19 protein-coding genes and 1 pseudogene are annotated in these 22,995 nt (G+C 72.4%); 8 read left to right on the top strand and 12 right to left on the bottom strand.

The genetic code is table 11. The features are described 5' to 3' along the window. Window positions 1-3 precede the first annotated feature (3 nt). From glyA to ABZ386_RS17650, 4 genes are all read left to right on the top strand, one after another. Window positions 4-1,266: a serine hydroxymethyltransferase gene (gene glyA, locus ABZ386_RS17665; RefSeq protein ID WP_358965041.1), complete on the top strand. Its 1,263-nt coding sequence runs from the start codon at window positions 4-6 to the stop codon at window positions 1,264-1,266. A gap of 107 nt (window positions 1,267-1,373) precedes the next feature. Next, entirely contained in the window at window positions 1,374-2,741 is a 1,368-nt protein-coding gene (locus ABZ386_RS17660; RefSeq protein ID WP_351340923.1) for an L-serine ammonia-lyase, read from the top strand. 118 nt (window positions 2,742-2,859) lie between these two features. After that, entirely contained in the window at window positions 2,860-5,013 is a 2,154-nt protein-coding gene (locus tag ABZ386_RS17655) for an AAA family ATPase (protein ID WP_358965040.1), read from the top strand. Beyond that, a complete protein-coding gene (locus tag ABZ386_RS17650; RefSeq protein ID WP_356614661.1) occupies window positions 5,010-6,350 on the top strand; it encodes a restriction endonuclease in 1,341 nt (446 codons plus the stop codon). The genes ABZ386_RS17655 and ABZ386_RS17650 overlap by 4 nt, the downstream gene beginning before the upstream one ends. Here ABZ386_RS17650 and ABZ386_RS17645 read toward each other — a convergent pair. Further along, a pseudogene (locus tag ABZ386_RS17645) lies at window positions 6,295-6,966 on the bottom strand (NAD(P)-binding domain-containing protein); the annotation flags it as partial. The gene ABZ386_RS17650 and the pseudogene ABZ386_RS17645 overlap by 56 nt on opposite strands. Window positions 6,967-7,035: 69 nt before the next feature. Beyond that, on the bottom strand, window positions 7,036-7,728 hold the full coding sequence (locus ABZ386_RS17640) for an FCD domain-containing protein (RefSeq protein WP_358965039.1): 693 nt from the start codon (window positions 7,726-7,728) through the stop codon (window positions 7,036-7,038). 197 nt (window positions 7,729-7,925) lie between these two features. Between ABZ386_RS17640 and ABZ386_RS17635 the strand changes: the two genes are divergently transcribed. Next, a complete protein-coding gene (locus ABZ386_RS17635) occupies window positions 7,926-9,647 on the top strand; it encodes a 2-isopropylmalate synthase (RefSeq protein ID WP_358965038.1) in 1,722 nt (573 codons plus the stop codon). Beyond that, the gene (locus ABZ386_RS17630; protein WP_358965037.1) at window positions 9,644-10,435 is read left to right on the top strand and encodes an ATP-binding cassette domain-containing protein; all 792 of its coding nucleotides are present in this window, start codon (window positions 9,644-9,646) and stop codon (window positions 10,433-10,435) included. The genes ABZ386_RS17635 and ABZ386_RS17630 overlap by 4 nt, the downstream gene beginning before the upstream one ends. Before the next feature lie 62 nt (window positions 10,436-10,497). Here ABZ386_RS17630 and ABZ386_RS17625 read toward each other — a convergent pair whose 3' ends face one another. Together ABZ386_RS17625 and ABZ386_RS17620 are read right to left on the bottom strand one after the other, a co-directional pair. Next, window positions 10,498-10,710 carry an EF-hand domain-containing protein gene (locus ABZ386_RS17625; protein WP_358965036.1) on the bottom strand — a complete coding sequence of 71 codons (213 nt, stop codon included), beginning with the start codon at window positions 10,708-10,710 and terminating at the stop codon, window positions 10,498-10,500. Between the two features lie 48 nt (window positions 10,711-10,758). After that, window positions 10,759-11,673, bottom strand: a complete 915-nt coding sequence (locus tag ABZ386_RS17620) for a MerR family transcriptional regulator (RefSeq protein ID WP_351340903.1) — start codon at window positions 11,671-11,673, stop codon at window positions 10,759-10,761. 49 nt (window positions 11,674-11,722) lie between these two features. Here ABZ386_RS17620 and ABZ386_RS17615 point away from each other — a divergent pair, with 49 nt between their 5' ends. After that, window positions 11,723-12,394 (top strand): GNAT family N-acetyltransferase, encoded by a 672-nt coding sequence (locus ABZ386_RS17615; RefSeq protein ID WP_358965035.1) that lies wholly within the window; start codon window positions 11,723-11,725, stop codon window positions 12,392-12,394. Here the strand turns inward: ABZ386_RS17615 and ABZ386_RS17610 are convergent. The 6 genes from ABZ386_RS17610 to ABZ386_RS17585 all read right to left on the bottom strand — a co-directional run bounded on the left by ABZ386_RS17610 (window position 12,348) and on the right by ABZ386_RS17585 (window position 18,618). Further along, window positions 12,348-12,971: an ADP-ribosyltransferase gene (locus ABZ386_RS17610; RefSeq protein ID WP_351340897.1), complete on the bottom strand. Its 624-nt coding sequence runs from the start codon at window positions 12,969-12,971 to the stop codon at window positions 12,348-12,350. The genes ABZ386_RS17615 and ABZ386_RS17610 overlap by 47 nt on opposite strands. Window positions 12,972-13,064: 93 nt before the next feature. Beyond that, a complete protein-coding gene (locus tag ABZ386_RS17605) occupies window positions 13,065-14,240 on the bottom strand; it encodes a hypothetical protein (protein WP_351340894.1) in 1,176 nt (391 codons plus the stop codon). A gap of 119 nt (window positions 14,241-14,359) precedes the next feature. Next, the gene (locus tag ABZ386_RS17600; RefSeq protein ID WP_351340892.1) at window positions 14,360-14,968 is read right to left on the bottom strand and encodes an ATP-binding protein; all 609 of its coding nucleotides are present in this window, start codon (window positions 14,966-14,968) and stop codon (window positions 14,360-14,362) included. A gap of 168 nt (window positions 14,969-15,136) precedes the next feature. After that, window positions 15,137-15,904 (bottom strand): enoyl-CoA hydratase-related protein, encoded by a 768-nt coding sequence (locus tag ABZ386_RS17595; protein ID WP_351340889.1) that lies wholly within the window; start codon window positions 15,902-15,904, stop codon window positions 15,137-15,139. A gap of 81 nt (window positions 15,905-15,985) precedes the next feature. Further along, on the bottom strand, window positions 15,986-17,218 hold the full coding sequence (locus tag ABZ386_RS17590) for an Ig-like domain-containing protein (RefSeq protein ID WP_351340887.1): 1,233 nt from the start codon (window positions 17,216-17,218) through the stop codon (window positions 15,986-15,988). 155 nt (window positions 17,219-17,373) lie between these two features. Then, the gene (locus ABZ386_RS17585; RefSeq protein ID WP_351340884.1) at window positions 17,374-18,618 is read right to left on the bottom strand and encodes an Ig-like domain-containing protein; all 1,245 of its coding nucleotides are present in this window, start codon (window positions 18,616-18,618) and stop codon (window positions 17,374-17,376) included. A gap of 186 nt (window positions 18,619-18,804) precedes the next feature. Here ABZ386_RS17585 and glgX point away from each other — a divergent pair, with 186 nt between their 5' ends. Beyond that, window positions 18,805-21,057, top strand: coding sequence for a glycogen debranching protein GlgX (gene glgX / locus ABZ386_RS17580; protein ID WP_358965034.1), 2,253 nt, complete (start codon window positions 18,805-18,807; stop codon window positions 21,055-21,057). Here the strand turns inward: glgX and ABZ386_RS17575 are convergent. Both ABZ386_RS17575 and ABZ386_RS17570 read right to left on the bottom strand, forming a co-directional pair. Next, window positions 21,054-21,734: a response regulator transcription factor gene (locus tag ABZ386_RS17575; protein ID WP_351340878.1), complete on the bottom strand. Its 681-nt coding sequence runs from the start codon at window positions 21,732-21,734 to the stop codon at window positions 21,054-21,056. The genes glgX and ABZ386_RS17575 overlap by 4 nt on opposite strands. Then, the gene (locus ABZ386_RS17570) at window positions 21,727-22,980 is read right to left on the bottom strand and encodes a sensor histidine kinase (RefSeq protein ID WP_355716334.1); all 1,254 of its coding nucleotides are present in this window, start codon (window positions 22,978-22,980) and stop codon (window positions 21,727-21,729) included. Before ABZ386_RS17570 ends, ABZ386_RS17575 begins: the two co-directional genes overlap by 8 nt. Window positions 22,981-22,995: the final 15 nt, after the last annotated feature.

The raw sequence follows: 22,995 nt of genomic DNA, 5'->3' as shown, positions 1-22,995 counted from the left end.
CGTATGTCCGTCCTGAACACACCCCTGCACGAGCTCGACCCGGCCGTCGCCGCCGCGGTCGACGCCGAGCTGCACCGCCAGCAGTCCACTCTGGAGATGATCGCCTCCGAGAACTTCGCGCCGGTCGCGGTCATGGAGGCGCAGGGCTCGGTCCTCACCAACAAGTACGCCGAGGGCTACCCGGGCCGCCGTTACTACGGCGGCTGCGAGCACGTCGACGTGGTCGAGCAGATCGCCATCGACCGGGTGAAGGAGCTGTTCGGCGCCGAGCACGCCAACGTGCAGCCGCACTCGGGCGCCCAGGCCAACGCGGCCGCGATGTTCGCGCTGCTCAAGCCGGGCGACACCATCATGGGTCTGAACCTCGCCCACGGCGGGCACCTGACCCACGGCATGAAGATCAACTTCTCCGGCAAGCTCTACGACGTCGTCGCCTACCACGTGGGCGAGGACGGCCGGGTCGACATGGCGGAGGTGGAGCGGCTGGCCAAGGAGGCGAAGCCGAAGCTGATCGTGGCCGGCTGGTCGGCGTACCCGCGGCAGCTGGACTTCGCGGAGTTCCGCCGGATCGCGGACGAGGTCGGCGCGTACCTGATGGTCGACATGGCCCACTTCGCCGGGCTCGTCGCGGCCGGGCTGCACCCCAACCCGGTGCCGCACGCGCACGTGGTCACCACCACGACCCACAAGACCCTCGGCGGCCCGCGCGGCGGTGTGATCCTCTCCACGGCCGAACTCGCCAAGAAGATCAACTCCGCCGTCTTCCCCGGTCAGCAGGGTGGTCCGCTGGAGCACGTGATCGCCGCCAAGGCCGTCGCGTTCAAGGTCGCCGCCTCCGAGGACTTCAAGGAGCGCCAGCGCCGTACGCTGGAGGGTGCCCGCATCCTGGCCGAGCGTCTGGTGAAGGACGACGTCCGGGCCGTGGGCGTGGACGTCCTGTCCGGCGGCACCGACGTGCACCTGGTCCTGGTCGACCTGCGCCACTCGGAGCTGGACGGCCAGCAGGCCGAGGACCGCCTCCACGAGGTGGGCATCACCGTCAACCGCAACGCGATCCCGAACGACCCGCGTCCGCCGATGGTGACCTCCGGTCTGCGGATCGGCACCCCGGCCCTGGCCACCCGTGGTTTCGGGGCCGAGGACTTCGCCGAGGTCGCGGACGTCATCGCCGAGGCGCTGAAGCCGTCGTACGACGCGGAGGCCCTCAAGGCCCGGGTGAAGGCCCTGGCGGACAAGCACCCGCTGTACCCGGGTCCGAACACGTAACAAGCGACAGCCAACGGTCGCGAAGAAACCTTTCGGGTGCCGTGCCGGCCACCAGCGGGCGCGGCACCCACCCCCTCTGCACCACCCCCGTAGTCAGGAGTTCCCCCGTGGCCATCTCGGTCTTCGACCTGTTCTCGATCGGCATCGGCCCGTCCAGCTCCCACACCGTCGGCCCGATGCGCGCGGCCGGCCTGTTCGTCCGGCGGCTGCGCAACGAGCAGCTCCTGGGGTCCGTCGCCTCGGTCCGCGCGGAGCTGTACGGCTCGCTCGGCGCCACCGGCCACGGCCACGGCACGCCCAAGGCGGTCCTGCTCGGCCTGGAGGGCGACTCGCCGCGCACGGTGGACGTGGAGACGGCCGACGAGCGGGTGGAGACGATCAAGGCCGACGGCCGGCTGAACCTGCTCGGTGAGCACGAGGTCGCGTTCTCCTTCGACGACGACATGGTCCTGCACCGCCGCAAGGCCCTGCCGTACCACGCGAACGGCATGACCCTGTGGGCCTACGACGCCTCGGGCGCGGAGCTGCTGACCAAGACGTACTACTCGGTCGGCGGTGGGTTCGTCGTCGACGAGGACGCGGTCGGCGCGGACCGCATCAAGCTCGACGACACCGTGCTGAAGTACCCCTTCCGCACGGGCGACGAGCTGCTGCGCCTGGCCGAGGACACGGGCCTGTCCATCTCGGCGCTGATGCTGGAGAACGAGCGGGCCTGGCGCACCGAGGAGGAGATCCGCGAGGGCCTGCTGGAGATCTGGCGCGTGATGCAGTCCTGCGTGGCGCGCGGCATGTCCCGCGAGGGCATCCTGCCGGGCGGTCTGAAGGTGCGCCGCCGGGCCGCCAACACGGCGCGCAAGCTGCGCTCCGAGGGCGACCCGAAGGCTCTCGCCATGGAGTGGATCACGCTCTACGCGATGGCCGTGAACGAGGAGAACGCCGCCGGCGGCCGGGTCGTCACCGCCCCCACCAACGGCGCGGCCGGCATCATCCCGGCGGTCCTGCACTACTACATGAACTTCGTGCCCGGCGCCGACGAGGACGGCGTGGTCCGCTTCCTGCTCGCCGCGGGCGCGATCGGCATGCTGTTCAAGGAGAACGCCTCCATCTCCGGCGCCGAGGTCGGCTGCCAGGGAGAGGTCGGCTCCGCCTGCTCCATGGCGGCGGGCGCCCTCGCCGAAGTCCTCGGCGGCTCCCCCGAGCAGGTCGAGAACGCCGCGGAGATCGGCATGGAACACAACCTCGGCCTGACCTGCGACCCGGTCGGCGGCCTCGTCCAGATCCCCTGCATCGAGCGCAACGGCATGGCCGCGGTGAAGGCCGTCACCGCCGCGCGCATGGCGATGCGCGGCGACGGCTCCCACAAGGTGTCCCTGGACAAGGTCATCAAGACGATGAAGGACACCGGCGCGGACATGTCGGTGAAGTACAAGGAGACGGCGCGGGGCGGGCTGGCGGTGAACATCATCGAGTGCTGACCCTTTCCGGCCGACCGCCTGACGGCTGTCACACCCCCCTCCTAAGCTGGGCCCTTCGAGCACCAGGGGGTGGGGCACAGTGGCGAGGCGGCCGGAGAGTGTCGATGTCGTGGCGGCGGTGCGGCGAGTCTTCCGTGACGGCCTGCTGAGCGGGAAGTCCGCGTTCGCGCGGGAGGTGCCGGCCTGGAGCGAGGCCACGGCCTCCGATCTGCGCATGCGGTTCGTGGACCAGCCGGACGAGTCCTCGGACACCTTCCTGGTCAAGCTGCGGCGCCAGCTCGACGGCGCGCCCGACGCGACGGTCCTGCTCGCGGCCGAGCTGCTGTTCGTGAACATGGCGCCCTTGGTGCCCGAGCAGATCGGGCTGGCCAAGAAGCGCCAGATCCTCGGCGAGGTGCTGTCCTGGGCCGACCGCCCGGTGGCGGTCCCGGCGGACCTGGAGCCCGGCCTCAAGGGTTTCCTGCACGGCGGCCAGGGCTTTCTGAACTACCGGTGGGCGCAGTTCCAGATCCTGGTGCTGCTGGTCGAGCGGCTCGCCGGGATGACCGGTGCCGAGCTGGAGGCGGTACTGAAGGACCCCCTGGGGTTCAAGGACCTGTGCCTGGACATCCAGCGGTCCGTCGGGCACAAGAAGGGACGGGCGCAGATCCACGTCCTGCTGTTCCTGCTCTTCCCCGACTTCTACCAGCCGATCGCCAGCGCCTACCACAAGCAGGAGATCGTCAAGGCCTTCGCGGACGAGCTGCCCGAGCCCACCGGTGACGACGACCGCGACCTGCTGGAGCTGCGCCGGACGCTCCAGGCGCAGACCGGGGAACCGGTCGATTTCTACGACGAGCCATGGGTGCGCAGGTGGCGCGGGGGAGCCGCTGAGCACGAGCAGCGCGGCTGGCTCGTGCGCGGATACAACGTGGACGGGCACAACTTCGTCCCGGACTGGATCCGGCGCGGCTACTGCTCGCTGTCCTGGCACGAGATGCCGGAGATTCCCGCCGGCTCGGCCAAGCAGGACGTGCAGCGGGCCGTCGCCGAGGCGATGCCGGAGGCCAGTGCCCAGCTGCGCGGACAGGCCGCGTACCAACTGCACGCCTTCCTCACCCTCATGCAGCCGGGGGACCTGGTCGTCACTGTCACCCCGGACGAGGTTCACGTCGGCACGGTCCAGGGCCCGGCGGTGTACGACACGTCGGACGGACCGGACAACGCCCGCCGCCGGCCGGTGAGCTGGGCCACCGCCGAGCGGCCGCTCGTCCGCGCGGAGCTGCCCGAGCGGGTGCAGGCCCGGTTGCCCCTGCCACCGGCGCTGTACGACGTCAGCAGCATCGCGGCCGAACTCGCCGAGCGCGCGGGCCTGGAGGACGTGGTCGCCGAGGAACTCGTCGACGTCGACGTCACCCATTCCCTGGAACTGCCCTCCGTCACCGAGGAACTGGCGGCCCGCCTGCTGATGCCACTGGAGTGGCTCCGGGAGACGGCCGAACAGCTCCAGGAACAGGGGCAGCTGGTCTTCCACGGCCCGCCCGGCACCGGCAAGACCTACCTGGCCCGTGCCCTGGCCCGGCATCTCGCCGGACCCGACCGGGTGGAGCTGGTGCAGTTCCATCCCTCCTACACCTACGAGGACTTCTTCGAGGGGTTCCGTCCGGTCCGGGGCGAGGACGGCTCGGTGGTGTTCGACGTCGTGCCGGGGCCGTTCCGGCTGCTCGCCGAACGCGCCGCGAAAGACCCGGCGAACCCGTACGTACTGATCATCGACGAAATCAACCGGGCCAACGTGGCGAAGGTCTTCGGCGAGCTGTACTTCCTGCTGGAGTACCGCGAGGAGCCCGTCACCACCCAGTACAGCCCGCACGCGCCGTTCACCCTGCCGGGCAACCTGTTCCTCATCGGCACGATGAACACCGCCGACCGCTCGATCGCCCTGGTCGACGCGGCGATGCGCCGCCGCTTCGCGTTCCGCCGCCTCTCCCCCGAGAAGCCGCCGGTGCGGGGACTGCTGGACCGCTGGCTGCGCGAGCGCGGCCTTCCGGACACCGCCGCCCGGCTCCTGGACGAGCTGAACGCCCGGCTCGGGGACGCCGACCGCGCGATCGGGCCGTCGTACCTCATGAAGCCCGCCGCGGCCCGGCCGCAGGGGCTCGACCTCGTCTGGCGCACCCAGATCCTGCCTCTGTTGGAGGACCAGCTCTACGGCACCGGCGTCGACGTGGAGGAGGAGTACGGCCTGCCCGCCCTGCGTGTGGCGCTCGGGCCGGCCCCGGAGGAGGCGTGACCGCCTCCGGCCCGGTCGCCCGAGGCCCCGCCGACCTCGACCTCACCGTCCCGGAGACCGGCCCGGGCACCGTGCGGGAACTGACCGGCGACCAGATCGCCGGGCTGCTCGGTGTGCCGGGCCTGGTCCGGCTGACCCCGGCGGCGGGCGGACGCTGGCGTCTGCGGGGGAACCAGAAGGTCGGGCTGGTCCGGCTGCGCACACCGTCCGGCGGAGCCGTCCAGCTCCATCTGCGTCCCAAACTCCCGGTCCGCGACCTGCTGTTCCTGCTCTCCTACTCGCCCGGCGACCCGTGGCGGCCCGAGCCGGTCACCGCCGCCGAGTCGAACGAGCTCCTCCCCGCCGTCGCCGATCTCCTCGCCCGCACCGCGCGCCGCACCCTCGACGCCGGGGTGCTGCACGGCTACCGCACGGTCGAGGAGGACCTGCCCCTGATCCGCGGCCGGATCCGCACCGCGGACCAGCTGCGCCGGGTCGGCCTGCCGCTACCCGTCGCCGTGCGCTACGACGACCACACCCCGGACATCCCCGAGAACCGCATCCTGCTCACGGCCCTGCACCTGGCCGCCCGGCTGCCGGAGGTCCCCGCGGCGACCCGCCGGACCCTGCGCCACATCTCCGGCCAACTGACCGGGGTCCAGCCCCTCCGCCCCGGCGCGCCCTTGCCCCGCTGGACGCCGGACCGTCTCAACTCCCGTTACGGGCCTGTGCTGCGGCTCGCGGAGCTGGTGCTCTCCGCGCGCTCCGTCCAACCGGACGGCCGGGCCCCCACCGCGGCGGACGGCTTCCTGCTCGACATGCCGGACGTGTTCGAGCGGTTCCTCACGGCGGCGCTGGGCGCGGCCCTCGCCGGCCACGGAATCCGGTGCGCCGCCCAGGAGGGGCACCACCGCCTGGACGAAGCCCGCCGGGTGCGGCTGCGGCCGGACATCGTGCTGTACCGCGCGGGCCGCCCGGTCTCCGTCGTGGACGCGAAGTACGTCTTCCTCGGCACGCCGGCACCGTCGACCGACCACCTCGGCCAGCTGCTCGGCTACTGCACCGCGCTCGGCCTGCGGCACGGCCACCTCGTCTACGCCGCCACCGACCGGGACGGCCCCGCGGACCACGTCATCCGCCGCGCCGGCATCACCGTCACGGCCCACGCCCTGGACCTGGCCCGCCCGCCGGCCGAGCTGCTGTCGGCCGTGGCCACCCTGGCGGACCGGATCACCGCGACCGCGGCGCCAGGTGCGGGCGCCGCCGCCGAGCGCCCCACCGAAGTTGACCAGCCTCCACTCCTCAGCCGCGGAAGTCCGCCGGGCGTTCCGGGGACGCCTCGGTCAGGGCCTTGGTGATCGTGTCGGTGCCGGCGCGCAGGCCGTAGACCGGGGTGCCGGGCTGCTGGCGCCAGGAGTCGTCGATGCCGCCCGCGTCGACGGTGTCGAAGCCGAGTGCGTCGATCAGGTCGCGCACCGTGCGCTTGGCCGCCTCGTCGTCGCCGGCCACCGGGAGGGCCATGCGGTCGGGGTCGCCGGCCGGAAGCGGGCGGTCCAGGATGTCCTGGGCGTAGGTGCCGTTGAACGCCTTGACCACCGGGTGGCCGATCTGCCGCTCGGTCCAGCGGCTCTCCGTGAGGCCCTCGTCCTCGATCGCGGCGATCCTGCCGTCCCGCTGCCGCGGGTAGTAGTTGCCGGTGTCGATGACGGCGACGCCGTCCGCCGCGCCGTCGAGGAGACCGGACGGCAGGTCCGGGACCGCCTTCAGGGGGATGGTCACCACGACCACGTCCGCTCCCCGCGCCGCCTCCTCGACCGGCACGGGCGTCGCCCCGGTCTCCTCCGCCAGGGCCGTGAGCGTGTGCGGGCCGCGGGAGTTGGCGACGGACACGTCGTGACCGAGGGCGGTGAGCCGCCGGGTCAGGTTGCCGCCGATGTTGCCCGCTCCGATGATGCCGATCTTCATGTCCTCGCCTCGCCTTTCGGGATGTGGACAGCGCCTCGCGGAGCCTCAGTGCCCAGGGCAACCTCCGGGGCGGATGGGCTATTCCGGGTCCCGGGCGGGTGCGAACGGGTCCTCCAGCTCCGCGCGCAGCACCTCCGCCGCGCCCTCCGCGTCCCCGTCCGCCACCGCCCGGACGAGCGCCTCGTGGGCCTCGTCGCCGGTGTCCGGGTCGTCGGCGCGCAGGCCGGTCAGGGAGAGCAGCTCGATCAGGCCCTCCCGCAGGACGGGCGTGAACTCGGTGAACAGGTCGGCGAGCACGGGGTTGTGGGCGGCTGCGACCACGGCGGCGTGGAAGGCGATGTCCGCGTCGACGAAGGCGGCGTCGTCGAGAGGGCCGGCGGCCCGGCGGGCCCGGAGGGCCGCCCACAGGGCCGTGACGTCCTCCGGCGTGCGGCGGCGCGCGGCCAGCCGGGCCGCGTGCACCTCGACCGCCATCCGGACCTCGTAGACGTCGGTCACGGCGGCCCGGCGCAGCCGGGTGGGCCAGTCCTCGACCGGCTCGGTGGCGATGACGAAGACGCCGGCGCCCTGGCGGGGCCGTACCAGTCCGGCACCGGCGAGCGCGCGCAGCGCCTCGCGGACGGTGGAGCGGCCGACTCCCAGTTCCTTCGCCAGGGTCGTCTCGCCGGGCAGCTTGGTGCCGACCGGCCAGTGGCCGCCGGTGATCTGCTCGCGCAGCCGGGCGGCGGCCTGCTCGACCAGGGGGCTGGGGCGGACGGCACCTAGCGGCATGGGGTTCACCAACTTGTCTGAGGAGAGAGGGGATTTCACTTGTCTGAGGACCTGAGCAGTGGTTAGCGTACTGCGCGTGACGCTGCGCGGTCTCCTTCTCCTCGGCTGCCGCGGCGGGGCCTGACGCGACCGGCACCCCGCCGCGGGTCGCCGTGCTGCCGGTCACCGTCCGACCGAGCCGAAGGCCACAGCCGACGATGACCACGACCACCACCCCCGCCACCGCCTGGAACCCCCAGCGCCCGGGCCCCATGCCGTACCACCGCTACCGCCCCTTCCAGGAGCGCGTGCACGTCCCCGCCGCCGGTCGCGCCTGGCCCGCCGCCCGGATCGAGCGCGCTCCCCTCTGGGTCCCCGTCGACCTGCGCGACGGCAACCAGGCCCTCGCCGAACCGATGGACACGCCCCGCAAGCGCCGCTTCTTCGACCTGCTGACCGGCGTGGGCTTCAAGGAGATCGAGGTCGGCTACCCGTCGGCGAGCCGCACCGACTTCGACTTCGTCCGGCATCTGGTGACCAGCGGCGCCGTACCGGACGACGTCACGCCCGTGGTGTTCACCCCGGCCCGCCGCGATCTGATCGACCGCACCTTCGAGGCGATCGAGGGGCTGCCGAGGGCCGTCGTCCACCTGTACATCGCGACCTCGCCGGTGTGGCGGGAGGTCGTCCTGGGGCGGGACCGGGCGGCGGTGTGGCGGACCGTGCGGGAGGCCGCCGAGCACATGGCCCGCCGCGCGGACCGCTCCTCGTACGTCCGTTTCCAGTTCTCCCCGGAGACCTTCAACCTGACCGAGCCGGACTTCGTGCTCGAACTGTGCGACGGGCTGAGCGAGTTGTGGGACGCGAGCCCCGACCGGCCGGTCACCCACAACCTGCCCGCGACGGTGGAGATCGCGACGCCGAACGTCTACGCCGACCAGATCGAGTACGTCCACCGGAATCTGTCCCGCCGCGACAGCGTGATCCTCTCCGTGCACCCGCACAACGACCGCGGCACCGGTGTCGCCTGCGCCGAACTGGCCGTGCTGGCCGGGGCCCAGCGGGTGGAGGGCTGCCTGTTCGGCAACGGGGAGCGCACCGGCAACGTCGACCTGGTGACCCTCGCGCTGAACCTGTACGCGCAGGGGGTCGACCCGATGCTCGACTTCCGGGACCTCGACGCCGTACGGGAGACGGTCGAGCACTGCAACCGGCTGCCCGTGCACCCGCGCCATCCGTACGCCGGGGAGCTGGTCCACACGGCCTTCTCGGGCACCCACCAGGACGCCATCAGCAAGGGCCTGGCCCGGCACGCCGAGCGGGCGCGGGAGCTGGGCGTGCCGGAGGGGCGGGCGCCCTGGTCGGTGCCGTACCTGCCGATCGACCCGGCGGACGTGGGCCGTTCCTACGAGGCGGTGATCCGGGTGAACTCGCAGTCGGGCAAGGGCGGCGCGGCCTATCTGCTGCGCACCGCGCACGGCGTGGACCTCCCGGCGCGCATGCGGCCGGACTTCTCCCGGGTGGTGCAGCGGGCGACGGACGACAGCGGGCGGGAGATGACGGCGAAGGAGCTGTACGCGCTGTTCCGGGCGACGTACGCGGTGGAGGACGGGGAGGTGGCGCTGGACGCCTGGTCCGTGCACCGGGACGAGGCCACGGGCGGGCACCGCTTCGTGTGCACCCTGCGGACGGGCGAGCGCACCGGCGACTACGAGGGCTCGGGCGCCGGCCCCGTATCCGCGTTCGTGGACGCGCTGGCGGGGGCCGGGATCGCCGTGGAGGTCCTGGACTTCTGCGAGCGGGCCGGTGACGAGGGCACGGACGTTTTCGCCGAGTGCCGGGTCGGCTCCGCGACGTGCTGGGGCGCGGGCCGGGACGCCTCGGCCCTGGCCGCGTCCGTGCGGGCGGTGCTGGCCGCGGTGAACAGGGCGCTGCTGTGACGGGGATCGTCCTGCGGGCCGAGGACGTCGAGGTCGTGCGGGAGGGCCGGCCGATCCTGGCGGAGGTGTCCCTGACCGTCCGGGCCGGGGAGCACTGGGCGCTGCTGGGGGCCAATGGCGCGGGCAAGTCCACGCTGCTCCGGCTGCTGGGCGCGCTGGTCCATCCCACCCGGGGCACCGTGGAGGTGCTGGGTCACCGGCTGGGCCGGGTCGACCTGCGGGAGCTGCGGGCCCACGTGGGGCATGTCGATCCCCGGCATCCGCTCGCCTCGCCGCTGCGGGTGCGGGACGTGGTGCTGACCGGCCTGACCAACTCGGTGGAGCCGCTGCCCCGGTGGCGTCCGGCACCCGGGCAGGCCGAGCGGGCGGAGCGGCTGATCGGGACGCTGGGGCTGGCCGAGCATGCCGAGGCGCGCTGGCCCACGCTCTCGCAGGGGCAGCGCGGCCGGGCCCTGATCGCCCGGGCCCTGATGCCGGAACCCCGGCTGCTGCTGCTCGACGAGCCGGCGACCGGGCTGGACCTGCCGGGCCGGGAGCAGTTGCTCGGGGCGCTGGAGGACCTGCGCCGGGAGCATCCGCGTCTCGCCACGGTCCTGGTCACCCATCACCTGGAGGAGCTGCCGGCCCACACCACGCACGCCCTGCTGCTGCGCGAGGGCCGTCCGCTCGCGGGCGGCCCGGTGGGCGAGGTGCTCACGGCCGACCGGCTGGGCAAGTGCTTCGACCTGCCGCTGGCGCTGGAGCGGCACGAGGGCCGGTGGAGTGTGCGCACGGCCCGCCGGGCATGACGAGGGGCCCGGTCCGTTCGTGGACCGGGCCCCTTCGTGCGGGTGCGGGCGCCCCCGGCGGCTTACTTGTTCAGGTAGGCCCAGAACTCGTCGAAGCTCAGCTTCTTGTCGCCGTCGAGGTCGCGGGCCTTGATGACGACCTCGGCGACCGACTCGGTGACGTTCCAGTCGCCCGACCGGGCCAGGGCGGTCTTGAACTCGGCAGCGGTGATGTATCCGTCACCGTCCGTATCGATCCGCTCGAACTGCTTGCGTGCTTCCTCGATGTCCGCCACCGATCCGCCCCTCATCTCGTGCTGTACGTCGTACTGACGCAGGTCAGATTAACCGCCCGCCCGGACCTCCAGCGCGGCGACCACCCAGGCGAACTCCTCGCGGTACGCCGCCTGTGGCCCGGACCCGTTCACGACGGCCATCAACTCCCGGTAACGGGCGACCCGGTCGGTGGCGTGCGACCGCAGCCGTTGCAGCACGGTCGCGGGGTCGGCGTCGCCCAGCAGCTCGCGCAGCACCTCGGCCGCCTCGGGCGAGTCGGGGGCGATGCCGCGCTCGCGGGCCGAGGCTCCCAGCTGGACGAGCCGGCGGGAGAACCACAGGGAGGCCCCGGCGGGCGTGGTGTGGCCGTGGTCCGCCGCGTTGAACTCGGCGACCTTGCGCATCTCGGCCCGGAAGCCGGGGTCCTGGAGCATCTCGGCCAGCTCCAGCCAGGCGTCCACCTGCTCGGGCGTGGGCTCCTCGGGCAGGTCGGCGGCGGTGTTCCGCAGGCGTTCGCGGATCACCGGGTCCGCCGTGTCCAGCCCGTGGAACACCTCGTCCACGAACTCCTCCAGGATGCGCCGCCGCTCGGCCGCCGACAGCCTTGCCAGTTTGTTGACCACCGTCATCTCCTCCGCGTCGGAACCCCGCTTCGCGACCGTCGACAGCACCGCACGCGTCACCTTCAGGGACCTGATCTGCGCGTCCAGCGCGACCACGTGCGCGGCCGCGACCCGCGCGACCGTCGTCTCGCCGGCCAGCACCCGGCGGACGTCCGCGAGGCCCAGGCCGAGTTCGCGCAGCGTCCGGATCAGCTCCAGCCGGGCCACGGAGGCGGCGTCGTACAGCCGGTAGCCGCCCTCGGACCGGGCCACCGGGGGCAGGGCGCCCTCGTCGGACCAGTAGCGGATGGTGCGCACGGTCAGTCCGGTGGCCCGGGCCAGTGCGCCGATGGTGAGCAGTCCGGTGCCGTCGTCGGTCATGTCTGGGAGTCTGGACCTTCCAGCGGGTGGAGACTCAAGGAGCGGGCCGGTGGCGGACACGCTGCGGGACATTCTCGACGCGGCGGCACGGGGCGTCTTCCCGCCGGCCGACGGCGGTACGACGATCGTGCCGCAGCCCTCGGCCCGGGACGCGGGCGTCCTCGCCTTCACGGCGCACTCGGTCGTCTTCACCGACGAGGATCCGGACTGGGTGCGCCGGACGCTGGGCCGCACCGACTGCGACCGGCTCGCGGCCACGATGAACGCCCGCTTCCTGACGGCCCTCATGGACCGGACGGGGCGTACGTCCGACACCGTCGACGTGCTGCTGACCGGCGCCGCGCTGCCCGGGGAACCGCCGGTCCGGCTGACGCAGGCGGAGGGCTCCCGCCATCCGCGGGTGCGCTCCGCACGCGGACGGCGGGACGACGTGCGGGTGTGGGAGGCGGACGGCGGGGTGCTCGCCCTGGGCCGCGGGGTGGCCGGCCGGTGGGAGGTCGCGGTCGACGTCGAGGAGGGGGCGCGGCAGCGGGGGCTGGGGCGGCGGCTGGTGGAGTCGGCGCGGCACCTGGTCGACGGGGCGCCCGTGTGGGCACAGGTGGCCGCCGGGAACGCCCGAGGGCTGCGGGCGTTCCAGGCGGCCGGTTACCGGCCCGTGGGCTCGGAGGTGCTGCTCAGTGCCACGGCTCGTAGTGCGGGTTGCTCTCGCACTCGCTCATGATCTCGGTCTTGGTCTGCTTGTCCACCGGGCAGACGCCGATGATGTACTGCCGGGCGATGCCGCCGGGGAAGGCGACCTCCTGCTGGTCGGCCCATTTGTGGGTGTCGCCGATGGTCTTGTTGACGTCGATGCCGCCCGGGGCGTCGACGTAGTAGTTGAAGGCGGACTTCCACTTCTTGTAGAGGTCGTGGTCGTACGTCGTGGACACGTACGGGGACGGCTGGTTGACCAGGACGTACTTCTCCAGATCGTACTGGCCGTTGACGACGTCCTTGGGGTGGAAGCCCTGCTCGAAGACGACGGAGGGGCCGCGGCCGTCGGCGCGGTAGAGCGTGCCGCAGGTGGTCCGCCAGGACGGGTCGGGGGTGATGCGGCCGACGTCGACACGGCGGTCGGCGGCGGCCTTGATCTCGTCGTCGAACTGGACGGGACAGGCGGCCGGCGCGGGGGCCGCGGGCTTGGCGGGGGCCGCGGGCCTGGCCGGCGCCTGGGCGGGCGCGGCGGCCGTGGTCGTGAGGACGGCGGTGAAGCAGAGGGCGGCGGCGGTGGTGCGCCGCCGCAGACGAAGAGTGATCATGCAGGGCACGATCGCGGTTCCGCTGCGGCGGGCCGGGGACCCTCACCCGATCAGGGGCGTGTCAACTGCTGCCGCGTGGACGGCGGATGGGCGTCACCGGAAGATGCCGGTGTGGCCGAGCGAGTAGCGGCCGGGCTGCGGGTAGACCGCGAGGCCGTGCGGGCCGCTGCCGACGGGGATGCGGGCGAGCTGGGTGCCGGTGCGGGTGTCGATGGCGTACACCTCGGCGTCGTAGCGGCCGGAGAGCCAGAGCACCTTGCCGTCGGCGGAGACGCCGCCCATGTCGGGGCTGCCGCCGTCGGGCAGCTGCCACTTCTTGGTGAGCTTGTCCTGGGTGAAGTCGAAGACGGAGATGGTGCCCTCGCCGCGGTTGGACACGTACATCTCGCGGGAGTCGCGGCTGACGTAGAGGCCGTGGCAGCCCTTGCCGGTGGGCAGCAGGGTGGGCTCGGTGAACTTGTCGCCGTCCAGGACCCACATGCCGTGGGCCATCATGTCGGCGATGTAGAACTTCTTGCCGTCGGGCGAGACCTTCACGTCCTGCGGCATGGCGCCCTCGAACGGCAGCCGCTGCTGTCCGACGACCTTCATCTTCTCGGTGTCGACCTTGAGCAGCTCGCCGCTGAACTCGCAGGAGACGATGAAGTAGCGGCCGTCGAGGGAGAAGTCGGCGTGGTTGACGCCGTAGCAGGAGACCGGGACGGTCTTCTTGCGTTCCATGGTGTGCGGGTCGCGGAAGACCAGCTCCCGGTCGAGGGAGGCCATGACGACGGCGTACCTGCCGTTGGGCGTGAAGTAGAGGTTGTACGGGTCGTGGACCTCGACCTCCTTGCCCGCCTTGCCGGTCCTGGGGTCGATGGGGGTGAGGGTGTGGCCGCGGTTGTTGTTGACCCAGAGCGTCTTCAGGTCCCAGGAGGGCACGACGTGCTGGGGCTGCCGGCCCACGGGGATCGTCTCGATGATCTCGTACGTCTTCGGGTCGATGACGGAGACCGTGTCGGACTCGGTGTTGGGCACGTAGACGCGGGACGGGAAGTCCTTGACCACCGGGGACAGCTTGTTCGGGCGGTCGGCCGCGTAGACGTCCTCGGGGTCGAGGACGGGCGGCATGCCGGGCAGGCCCTCGACGGGCTTCTTCTCGGGCGGGGCGGGTACGGCGGCCTTGGTGCCGCGCGCCTCGGAGGCCCGCTCCCCGCCCGTGCCGCAGGCGGCGAGGACGGCGAGGGCGGCACCCGTGACCAGGGCACTCTTGATGAGGTGACGGTGCATTCCACCATTTAAGGTGCGCGTCACCTGGAAACGGGCTATTCGCCCGATCGGCGGCCGGGTGAGCCGCCGCGCAGGCAGCCGGACCCGGCCCGCGCGGCACAGGCAGCCGGACCCGGCCCTCAGCGGTCGCCGACCCGCATCTCGAACCAGGTGGTCTTCCCCCGGGGCAGCAGATCGACGCCCCAGCGGTCCGCCAGCTTGTCGACGAGGAACAGGCCCCGGCCGCTGACGTCCAGTTCCTGCACCGGCATCAGGCACGGCAGCCCGCGGGAGGGGTCGCGGACCTCGACGCGGATCCAGCCGCGGCGCCGGTGCAGGCGCAGCCCGAAGACGCGGGCGCCGGTGTGGCGTACGGCGTTGCCGACCAGTTCGGAGACGAGAAGGACCGCGTCCTCCGTGGTCTTGGGGGTGAGCCCCCAGTGGCGCAGGACCACGACCTGGGTGAGGCGTCTGGCGGTGGCCGCGGACTCGGGGCGGGACGGCAGCGGGACCTCTGCCTCCGTCGGGTTGCCGTACAACTCCAGCGCCTTCAGCGCGTGTTCGTCCTCGACGGTCGGCGACCAGCGCGCCGCGGCCGCATGTGCGTCTCCCCGCGGCTGTTCCATACCCTCCAGCCCCGCCATGCCCCCATCATGGCCGCCGGGAGCGCCCGACGGGGCCGTTCCCGGGGAATACGCCCCCGGGCACGGCCTGCGGACCGACGGTCCAGCGTCATATGCCAACGGCACTTCGGAGTCGTCCGCACCCCCTCCGACCTGCTGGAACGACCCGTTTCGGGGCAATCGACGGACCCCCTCGGCCGACCACGCTTAAGGCTGCCTTAAGGCTGCCATAAACCGCCCCTTCGAGGGACCCGGATCAGACACCGCGTCAATGGCAAGCCCCTGGAGGGAGGTTCAGAGGAACTTCGCCTTGCCCGGCCCCTCCTCCACGAAGCTGCGCATCCCGCGCTCGCGGTCCTCGGTGGCGAACAGGCCCGCGAACCAGTTCCGTTCGATCGCCAGGCCCGTGTCGATGTCCGTCTCCAGGCCCGTGTCGACGGCCTCCTTCGCGGCGCGCAGCGCGAGGGCGGGACCCTGCGCCAGCTTCGCGGCCCAGGCGTGCGCCTGCGCGTACACCTCGTCGGCGGGCACGACCCGGTCGACCAGACCGATCCTCTCGGCCTCGTCGGCCTTGACCATGCGGCCGGTGAAGATCAGGTCCTTGGCCTTGGAGGGGCCGACCAGGCGGGCCAGGCGCTGGGTACCGCCCGCGCCGGGGATCAGGCCGAGCAGGATCTCCGGCTGGCCGAGCTTGGCGTTCTCGGCGGCGATGCGATAGTCCGCGCACAGCGCGAGTTCGCAGCCGCCGCCCAGCGCGTAGCCCGTCACGGCCGCGACGACCGGCTTGGGGATCCGGGCCACCGCCGTGAAGGAGTCCTGGAGGGCGCGGGCGCGCAGGACCATCGCGGTGTGGTCCATCGCCTGCATCTCCTTGATGTCCGCGCCGGCCGCGAACACCTTCTCCCCGCCGTAGACCACCACGGCCCGCACGTCCGCGCGGCGCGCGGCCTCCTCGGCGAGTTCCTTCAGCCGGTCCTGCGTGGCGATGTCCAGCGCGTTCATGGGCGGTCGGTCCAGCCGGAGCGTGCCGACGCCTTCAGCGACTTCGAGAGAGACGGTCATAGGGAGCAGGTTAACGGGGGCTAACGGGCAGGGCCCCGGTGCGGTCCGTCACACCGGGGCCCTGCCGTCAGCGAAGGGGTGCTACTTCTTCCACTTCTCCCACGACATGTTCCAGCCGTTGAGCCCGTTGTCCGGGGCGACGATCCGGTCCTCGGAGTTCTTGACGACCACCACGTCGCCGATCATCGAGTGGTTGAAGAACCACGCGGCCGGCGCGTTCTTGTCCCAGCCGCCGCGCACATCGCGCAGGCCGATGCAGCCGTGGCTGGCGTTGTAGTTGCCGAAGGCGCCGCTCGCCCAGTAGTTGCCGTGCAGGAACGTGCCGGAGGTGGTGAGGCGGACGGCGTGCGGGACGTCCTTGATGTCGTACTCGCCGCCGTAGCCGACGGTCTCGCCGTTCATCCGGGTGACCGTGAGCATCTCGCTGATGACCATCTGGCCGTTCCAGGTCTCCATGCCGGGCTTGCCGGTGGTGACCGGGATGGTCTTGAAGAGCTTGCCGTCCCGCATGACCTTCATCGTCAGCTTCTTGGCGTCGACGACGGAGACCTGGTTGCGGCCGATGGTGAAGTCGATGGTCTTGTCCTGCTCGCCGTAGACCCCGGGGCGGCCCTCGACGCCGTCGAGGTTCAGGTCGACGGTCACCTTGGTGCCGGGCTTCCAGTACTTCTCGGGGCGGAAGTCGAGGCGGTCGTTGCCGAACCAGTGGCCCTCGACGTCGACGGCCGGCTCGGTCCTGATGCGGATGGCCTTCTCGACGGCCTCCGGGCTGGTGATGCCCCGGGAGAAGCGGATCGAGAACGGCATGCCGACGCCGACCTTGGAGCCGTCCTCGGGGGTGAAGGTGCCGATGAAGGTGTTCTTCGGGGTCAGCGTCGTGAAGCCGGCGTCCTCCGCGGCCGTACGGCCCTCGGCGTCCTTGGCGACCGCGTGCACCGTGTACTTCGTGGCGGCGGACAGGTGCGTGGACGGCGTCCAGCTGGCGCCGTCGCCGGATATCTCGCCGTCGACCTTCCTGCCCTCGCCGTCCTTGACCTCGACCTCGGTCAGCTTGCCCTTGGCGGCGGTGACCTTCAGCGCGCCGCTGGTGTCGACGGACTTGGCGCCGTCCTTGGGGGTGATGCTGACGACGGCCTCGGACTGCTTGCTCTGCGCGGTGTCCGCGTCCTTGCCCTTGCCGTCGCCCGCGCCGGAACCGGAGCCGGTGCCCCCGCCGCCGCACGCCGTGACGGCGAGGAGCAGCACGCCCAGGATCAGCGCGAGCAGTCCCTTCCCGCCCCCAACCGACGCCCCCGATATCGGTCGCCCGTTCAAGTTGTTCTCCCCTCCCCGGGCCTGGTCAGGCCCGCACCCCTGCGCGTCCCCCGCGCACCGGCGAATAGTAACCACAGGGTGCGGGGCGCAGGCGGCCCGCGATTGTCACTGTTCGGTCCCAACGGAATGCCGGGTCAACCCGCCCCTCTGTCCGGCTACTTCACCGCACTGCCCGCCTTCCATGCATTCCAGCCCATATTCCATCCTCCGAGCCCGTTGTCGGGAGCGACCTTTTTGTCATTGCTGTTGACGACCTCGACGACGTCCCCGATGAGGCTGCGGTCGAAGAACCAGCCGGCCGGGGTGTCGGAGCCGCCGCCCTTCACATCGCGCAGTCCGACGCAGCCGTGGCTGACGTTGGTGCGGCCGAAGACGGTGTGGTGCGCCCAGTAGTTGCCGTGCAGGAAGGTGCCGGAGTCGGTCAGGCGCATGGCGTGCGGGACGTCCGGGATGTCGTATTCGCCCTTGCCGTCGCGCTTCTTGAAGCCGACCGTGGCGCCGTTCATCCGGGTGACCTCGAGCATCTCGGTCACCACCATCTTGCCGTTGTAGGTGGTGGTCTTCGGGGCGCCGGCGGTGATCGGCACGGTGGCGAGGGGCTCGCCGTCGCGGCGCACCTCCATGGAGTGCCGGGCGGCGTCGACGACGGAGACCTGGCTGCGGCCGACGGTGAAGGAGAACGTCTTGTGCTGCAGGCCGTAGACCCCGGGTGCCCCCTCGACGTCCCGCAGGCGCAGGGAGACGGTGACCTGGGTGCCGGGCTTCCAGTAGTGCTCGGGGCGGAAGTCGAGGCGGGTCCGGCCGAACCAGTGCGGGCGGATCTCGACGGCCGGGCGGGCGGTGACCCGCACCGCGCGTTCGACGGCGGCGCGGTGCCTGATCTCCCGGTTGAACTCCAGGGAGACGATCATGCCGGTGCCGACCGTGGCGCGGTCCTCCGGGGTGACGTAGCCGATGAAGCGCTCCTCGGGGACGTACGTCGTGAAGGTGGTGTGGCGGGCCGAGCGGCGTCCGTCGCCGCCCACGGCGACCGCGTCGACCGTGTACTCGGCGGCCAGTGCCAGCCGCTCCTCCGCGGGCTCCCAGGTCAGGCCGTCGGCGGAGATCCGCCCGGGCACGGGGGACTCCTGGGCGTCCTGTGATCTGACGACCTTCACCGACTCCAGCCGGCCGTCGGGCACGCGCACCCGCAGCTTCCTGCCGGGGCGCACGCCCTTGCTGCCGTCGCCGGGCGAGACCTTGATGACGTCCTCGGGCGCCGGGGGCGCGCCGAACGCCCCGGCGATCCCGCCCGCGTCGTCCGAGGTACAGCCCGTGGCCCCGGCGAGGAGCCCTGCCCATGTCACTACGGCGGCCAGCGCGGCCCTCGCGCGCCGCGCGCGCCCTTGTACGTGCCTCACGAGGTGCCCAACGACCGGTCGCGTCCCCGGGAAACGACCATGCCCGCCCCCGGGGAAACGTGAGTGCGACCCACCCTCTGGGCAGAACAGTGGGGAGGACGTCGCGCAGGGGAGCCGCGGACCGGAGCGCAGCAGGGCCGCACCCCTCTGTCCCCCGTCGTCCCACGAGCCGCGGGAGGCTGACAGGTGTCCAGCGCAGCCGAGCAGGAGGCGGTGGCCGGTCCTCAGGCCACCGGGAACGGGCGCCAGGCCGCCGCCGTGAACGGCCTACGGCGGGCCGCGCCGCCGCCCACGGTGCCCGCCCGGCCGGGCGCGCCGACCCCGCTGGGCGCCCGGTTCCGGGTCGGTCCGGACGGGGTGGCCGGGACCAATTTCGCGTTGTGGGCGGGCGGGGCCGAGGGCGTCGAGCTGTGCCTCTTCGACGAGGCGGGCAAGGAGTCACGGGTCCGGCTCGCCGAGCTGACCCACGAGATCTGGCACGGCTTCGTCCCGGGCGTGCTGCCCGGGCAGCGCTACGGCTACCGGGTGCACGGCCGCTGGGACCCCTGGACGGGCGCCCGCTGGAACCCGGCGAAGCTGCTCCTCGACCCGTACGCGCGTGCCGTGGACGGCGACTTCACGCTGCCGCCGGAGGTGTACGGGCACGTCCGCGACTGGCCGCAGCAGCACGTCGCCGACACCGTGCGCGACGACCGGGACTCGGCGCCGTACGTCCCGAAGGGCGTCGTCGTCCACGATGACGACGACTGGGCCGACGACCGCCGGCCGAAGACGCCCTGGGCGGACTCGGTCATCTACGAGCTGCACGTCAAGGGCTTCACCCAGCGGCACCCGGGCATCCCCGAGGAGCTGCGCGGCACCTACGCCGGCCTCGCCCACCCGGCGGCCATAGAGCACCTGGTGAAGCTGGGCGTGACGGCGGTGGAGCTGCTGCCGGTGCACCAGTTCGCGCACGAGGACCACCTGCTGCGCAGAGGCCTGCGGAACTACTGGGGCTACAACTCCATCGGCTACTTCGCCCCGCACGCGGCCTACGCGGCCTCCGGTACGACCGGGCAGCAGGTCGGCGAGTTCAAGCGGATGGTGCGCGCCCTGCACGCGGCGGGGATCGAGGTCATCCTCGACGTGGTCTACAACCACACCGCCGAGGCGGGCGAGCTGGGCCCGACGCTGTCCCTGAAGGGCATCGACAACCGCGGCTACTACCGCCTCCAGGACGACCCCCGCCGCTACGCCGACTACACCGGCTGCGGCAACACCCTGCACGTGGTCCAGCCGCAGGTGCTGCGCCTGATCACCGACTCGCTGCGCTACTGGGTGACGGAGATGGGCGTGGACGGCTTCCGCTTCGACCTGGCGGCGGCGCTGGCCCGCTCCATGCACGACGTCGACATGCTCTCCCCGTTCCTGGCGGTGATCGCCCAGGACCCGGTGCTGCGGCGGGTGAAGCTGATCGCCGAACCGTGGGACGTGGGGTCGGGCGGCTACCAGGTGGGGGCGTTCCCGCCGCTGTGGACGGAGTGGAACGACCGGTACCGCAACGCCGTCCGGGACTTCTGGCGGCACGCGCTGCCGGACGTGCGCGAGATGGGCTACCGCCTGTCCGGCTCCAGCGATCTGTACGCCTGGGGCGGCCGCAGGCCCTACGCCTCGGTCAACTTCATCACCGCGCACGACGGTTTCACCCTGCGCGACCTGGTGTCGTACGAGCGTAAGCACAACGAGGCCAACGGCGAGGGCAACCGGGACGGCACGGACGACAACCGGGCCTGGAACTGCGGGGCCGAGGGCGAGACGGACGACGAGGGCGTGCTCGCCCTGCGGCGCCGGCAGCTGCGGAACCTGCTGACCACGCTGCTGCTGTCCACGGGCGTGCCCATGCTGGTCGCGGGCGACGAGCTGGGCCGCACGCAGGGCGGCAACAACAACGCCTACTGCCAGGACAACGAGATCAGCTGGCTGGACTGGGACCTGCTGGCGGACCCCGGCTGGCGGGCCCTGTTCGAGCTGACCTCCCGGCTGATCGCGCTGCGCCACCGGCACCCGGTGCTCCGCCGCCGGGCCTTCTTCTCCGGCCGGGCCCAGACCGCGGACGGCCTGCGCGACCTGGCCTGGTTCACGTCCCGGGGCACGGAGATGACCGAGCAGGACTGGTACGCGCCCGCCGCCACGCTGGCCATGTACCTGTCCGGACGGGACATCCCGGGCCGGGACGAGCGCGGCGACCAGATCCTCGACGACAGCTTCCTGGCCGTGCTGCACGCGGGCGAGGAGCCGGTGAGCTTCGTCCTGCCCGGGCCGCCGTGGGCGGAGCGGTACGAGGTCGTCGTCGACACCGGCCTGGAGGAACAGGGGGAGGCGCCGGGGGTGGCGCACCGGGCGGGGACGGAGATCACGGTGCCGGCGCGGGCGGTGCTGCTGCTGCGGGTGGCGGGCTAAGTGGTGTCCCCCCAGCCCGAACGCCCCGGGGGCGGGCCGAGGATCCCCCGGTCGTATGCCGTCGCGACCGCTGCCGCGCGGTCCTTGACGCCGAGCTTGGCGTACAGGTGGGTGAGGTGGGTCTTCACGGTCGCCTCGCTGATGAACAGTTCCCGGGCGATCTCGCGGTTGGAGGTGCCCCTCGCGACCAGGGCCAGGACCTCGCGCTCCCGTGCGGAGAGCGGCTCCCTGCCGGGAGCCTTCGGCGTGCGGACCGCGGAGACCAGGCGGGAGGCCACCGCCGGGGAGAGGACCGTGCGGCCTTCCGACGCCGCCCGGACCGCCGTGCAGAGCTCCTCGCGCGGGGCGTCCTTGAGGAGGTAGCCCGTCGCGCCCGCCTCGATCGCGGGGAGGGTGTCGGAGTCGGTGTCGTAGGTGGTCAGGACGAGGACCTTGGCGCGGGCGCCGGTGCGGGTCAGTTCGCGGATGGCGTCCACACCCCCGCCGCCCGGCATGCGCAGGTCCATGAGGATCACGTCCGGGTCCAGGCCGGCGGCGAGCGCGACCGCCTCGACGCCGTTCGCCGCCTCCCCGAGGACCGTGAAGCCCGGCGTGGACTCGAACATGCCGCGCAGTCCGTCCCGGACGACGGGGTGGTCGTCGACGATGAGCAGAGTGATGGCGGCGTCGTCAGTCATGGCGGACCAACGGTACGCGAGCGGAGACCGCCGTACCGTGGCCCGGCTCGGACTCGACCGTGAGGGATCCGGCGATGCGTTCGGCGCGGGCGCTCATGCCGGGCAGGCCGAAACCGCCGGTGCTGGTGCGCTCCCCGACGGCGGCCCGGTCGAAGCCGCGGCCGTCGTCGCGGATGTCGAGGATGACGTCCTCGCCGACGAAGGACAGGGTGACCCCGGCCCGGGTGGCGGCCGCGTGCCGGGCCGTGTTGGAGAGGGCCTCCTGGACGATCCGCAGGAGCGTTGCCGCGACCTCCTCGTGGAGTTGCTCGGCGGTACCGGTGACCGTGAACTCGGCGCGCACGCCCGTTCGTTCACCCCACTCGCCGACCGTCTTCTTCAGGGCTTCCGGCAGTCCGGCGTCGGCCAGTGCCACGGGGGCGAGGTTGTGCACGGACCGGCGGGCCTCGCCGAGGCTGTGCCGGGCCAGGTCGGTCGCGCGGGACACGTGCTCGCGGGCCAGGCCGGGGTCGGGGGTGTTCGCGACGACCTGGAGCTGGGCGATGATGCCGGCCAGCCCCTGGGCGATGGTGTCGTGGATCTCGGCGGCCAGCCGCCGGCGTTCGTCGGCGACCCCGGCCTCCCGCGCCTGCACCAGGAGCTGGGCGTGCAGGGCGGCGTTCTCGTCGAGGGCCTGCTGCAACGCCGCGTTGGTGCGCTCCAGTTCGGCGATGGTGGCGGTCTGGATGCGGGTGCGTTCCTCCTCTCGCGCGGTCAGCTGGCCGAAGACGGCGATCAGCGTGACGTGGACGCAGAGCAGTCCGCCGAACACCGCCCAGTCCAGCGGTCCGTGCAGGGGCATGCCGCCGGACTGGGAGCCCGCGATGGTCACCGCGGTGGCCACCAGGCCGAGTTTGAGGGCGCGCCCCCGCAGCAGCCGCTCGGCGCCGATGAATCCGGCGGCGGCGTAGAACGCGAAGAACGGGTTGCACCAGCTGAGCGCGAAGCCCAGCGCCCAGCGCACGAAGTAGTAGCAGGCGCCCGGCACCGACGGGGCCAGGGGCCGGCCGCGGGACCAGCGCCCCCACCACAGCTGGAGGACCACCGCGGCGCCGACCAGGGCGACGGAGGCGTACTGCTCCGCCGTGCTCATGTCGACCGCGTCGGCCGAGGCCACGCTGAGCAGCGTGCCGGCCCCGAGCATCCCGTACGGTCCCCAGCGGAAGTACGCCGCCCACCGCTGCTCGACACCCGCCACGTCCGTCATGCCCTCAGTGTCGGC

Origin of the sequence: Streptomyces sp. NPDC006140 (assembly GCF_040628815.1) — a bacterium.
In the GTDB taxonomy this organism is placed as follows: domain Bacteria; phylum Actinomycetota; class Actinomycetes; order Streptomycetales; family Streptomycetaceae; genus Streptomyces.
The sequence above is the reverse complement of the archived record's forward strand: the minus strand, read 5'-3'. Positions and strand labels throughout refer to the sequence as shown.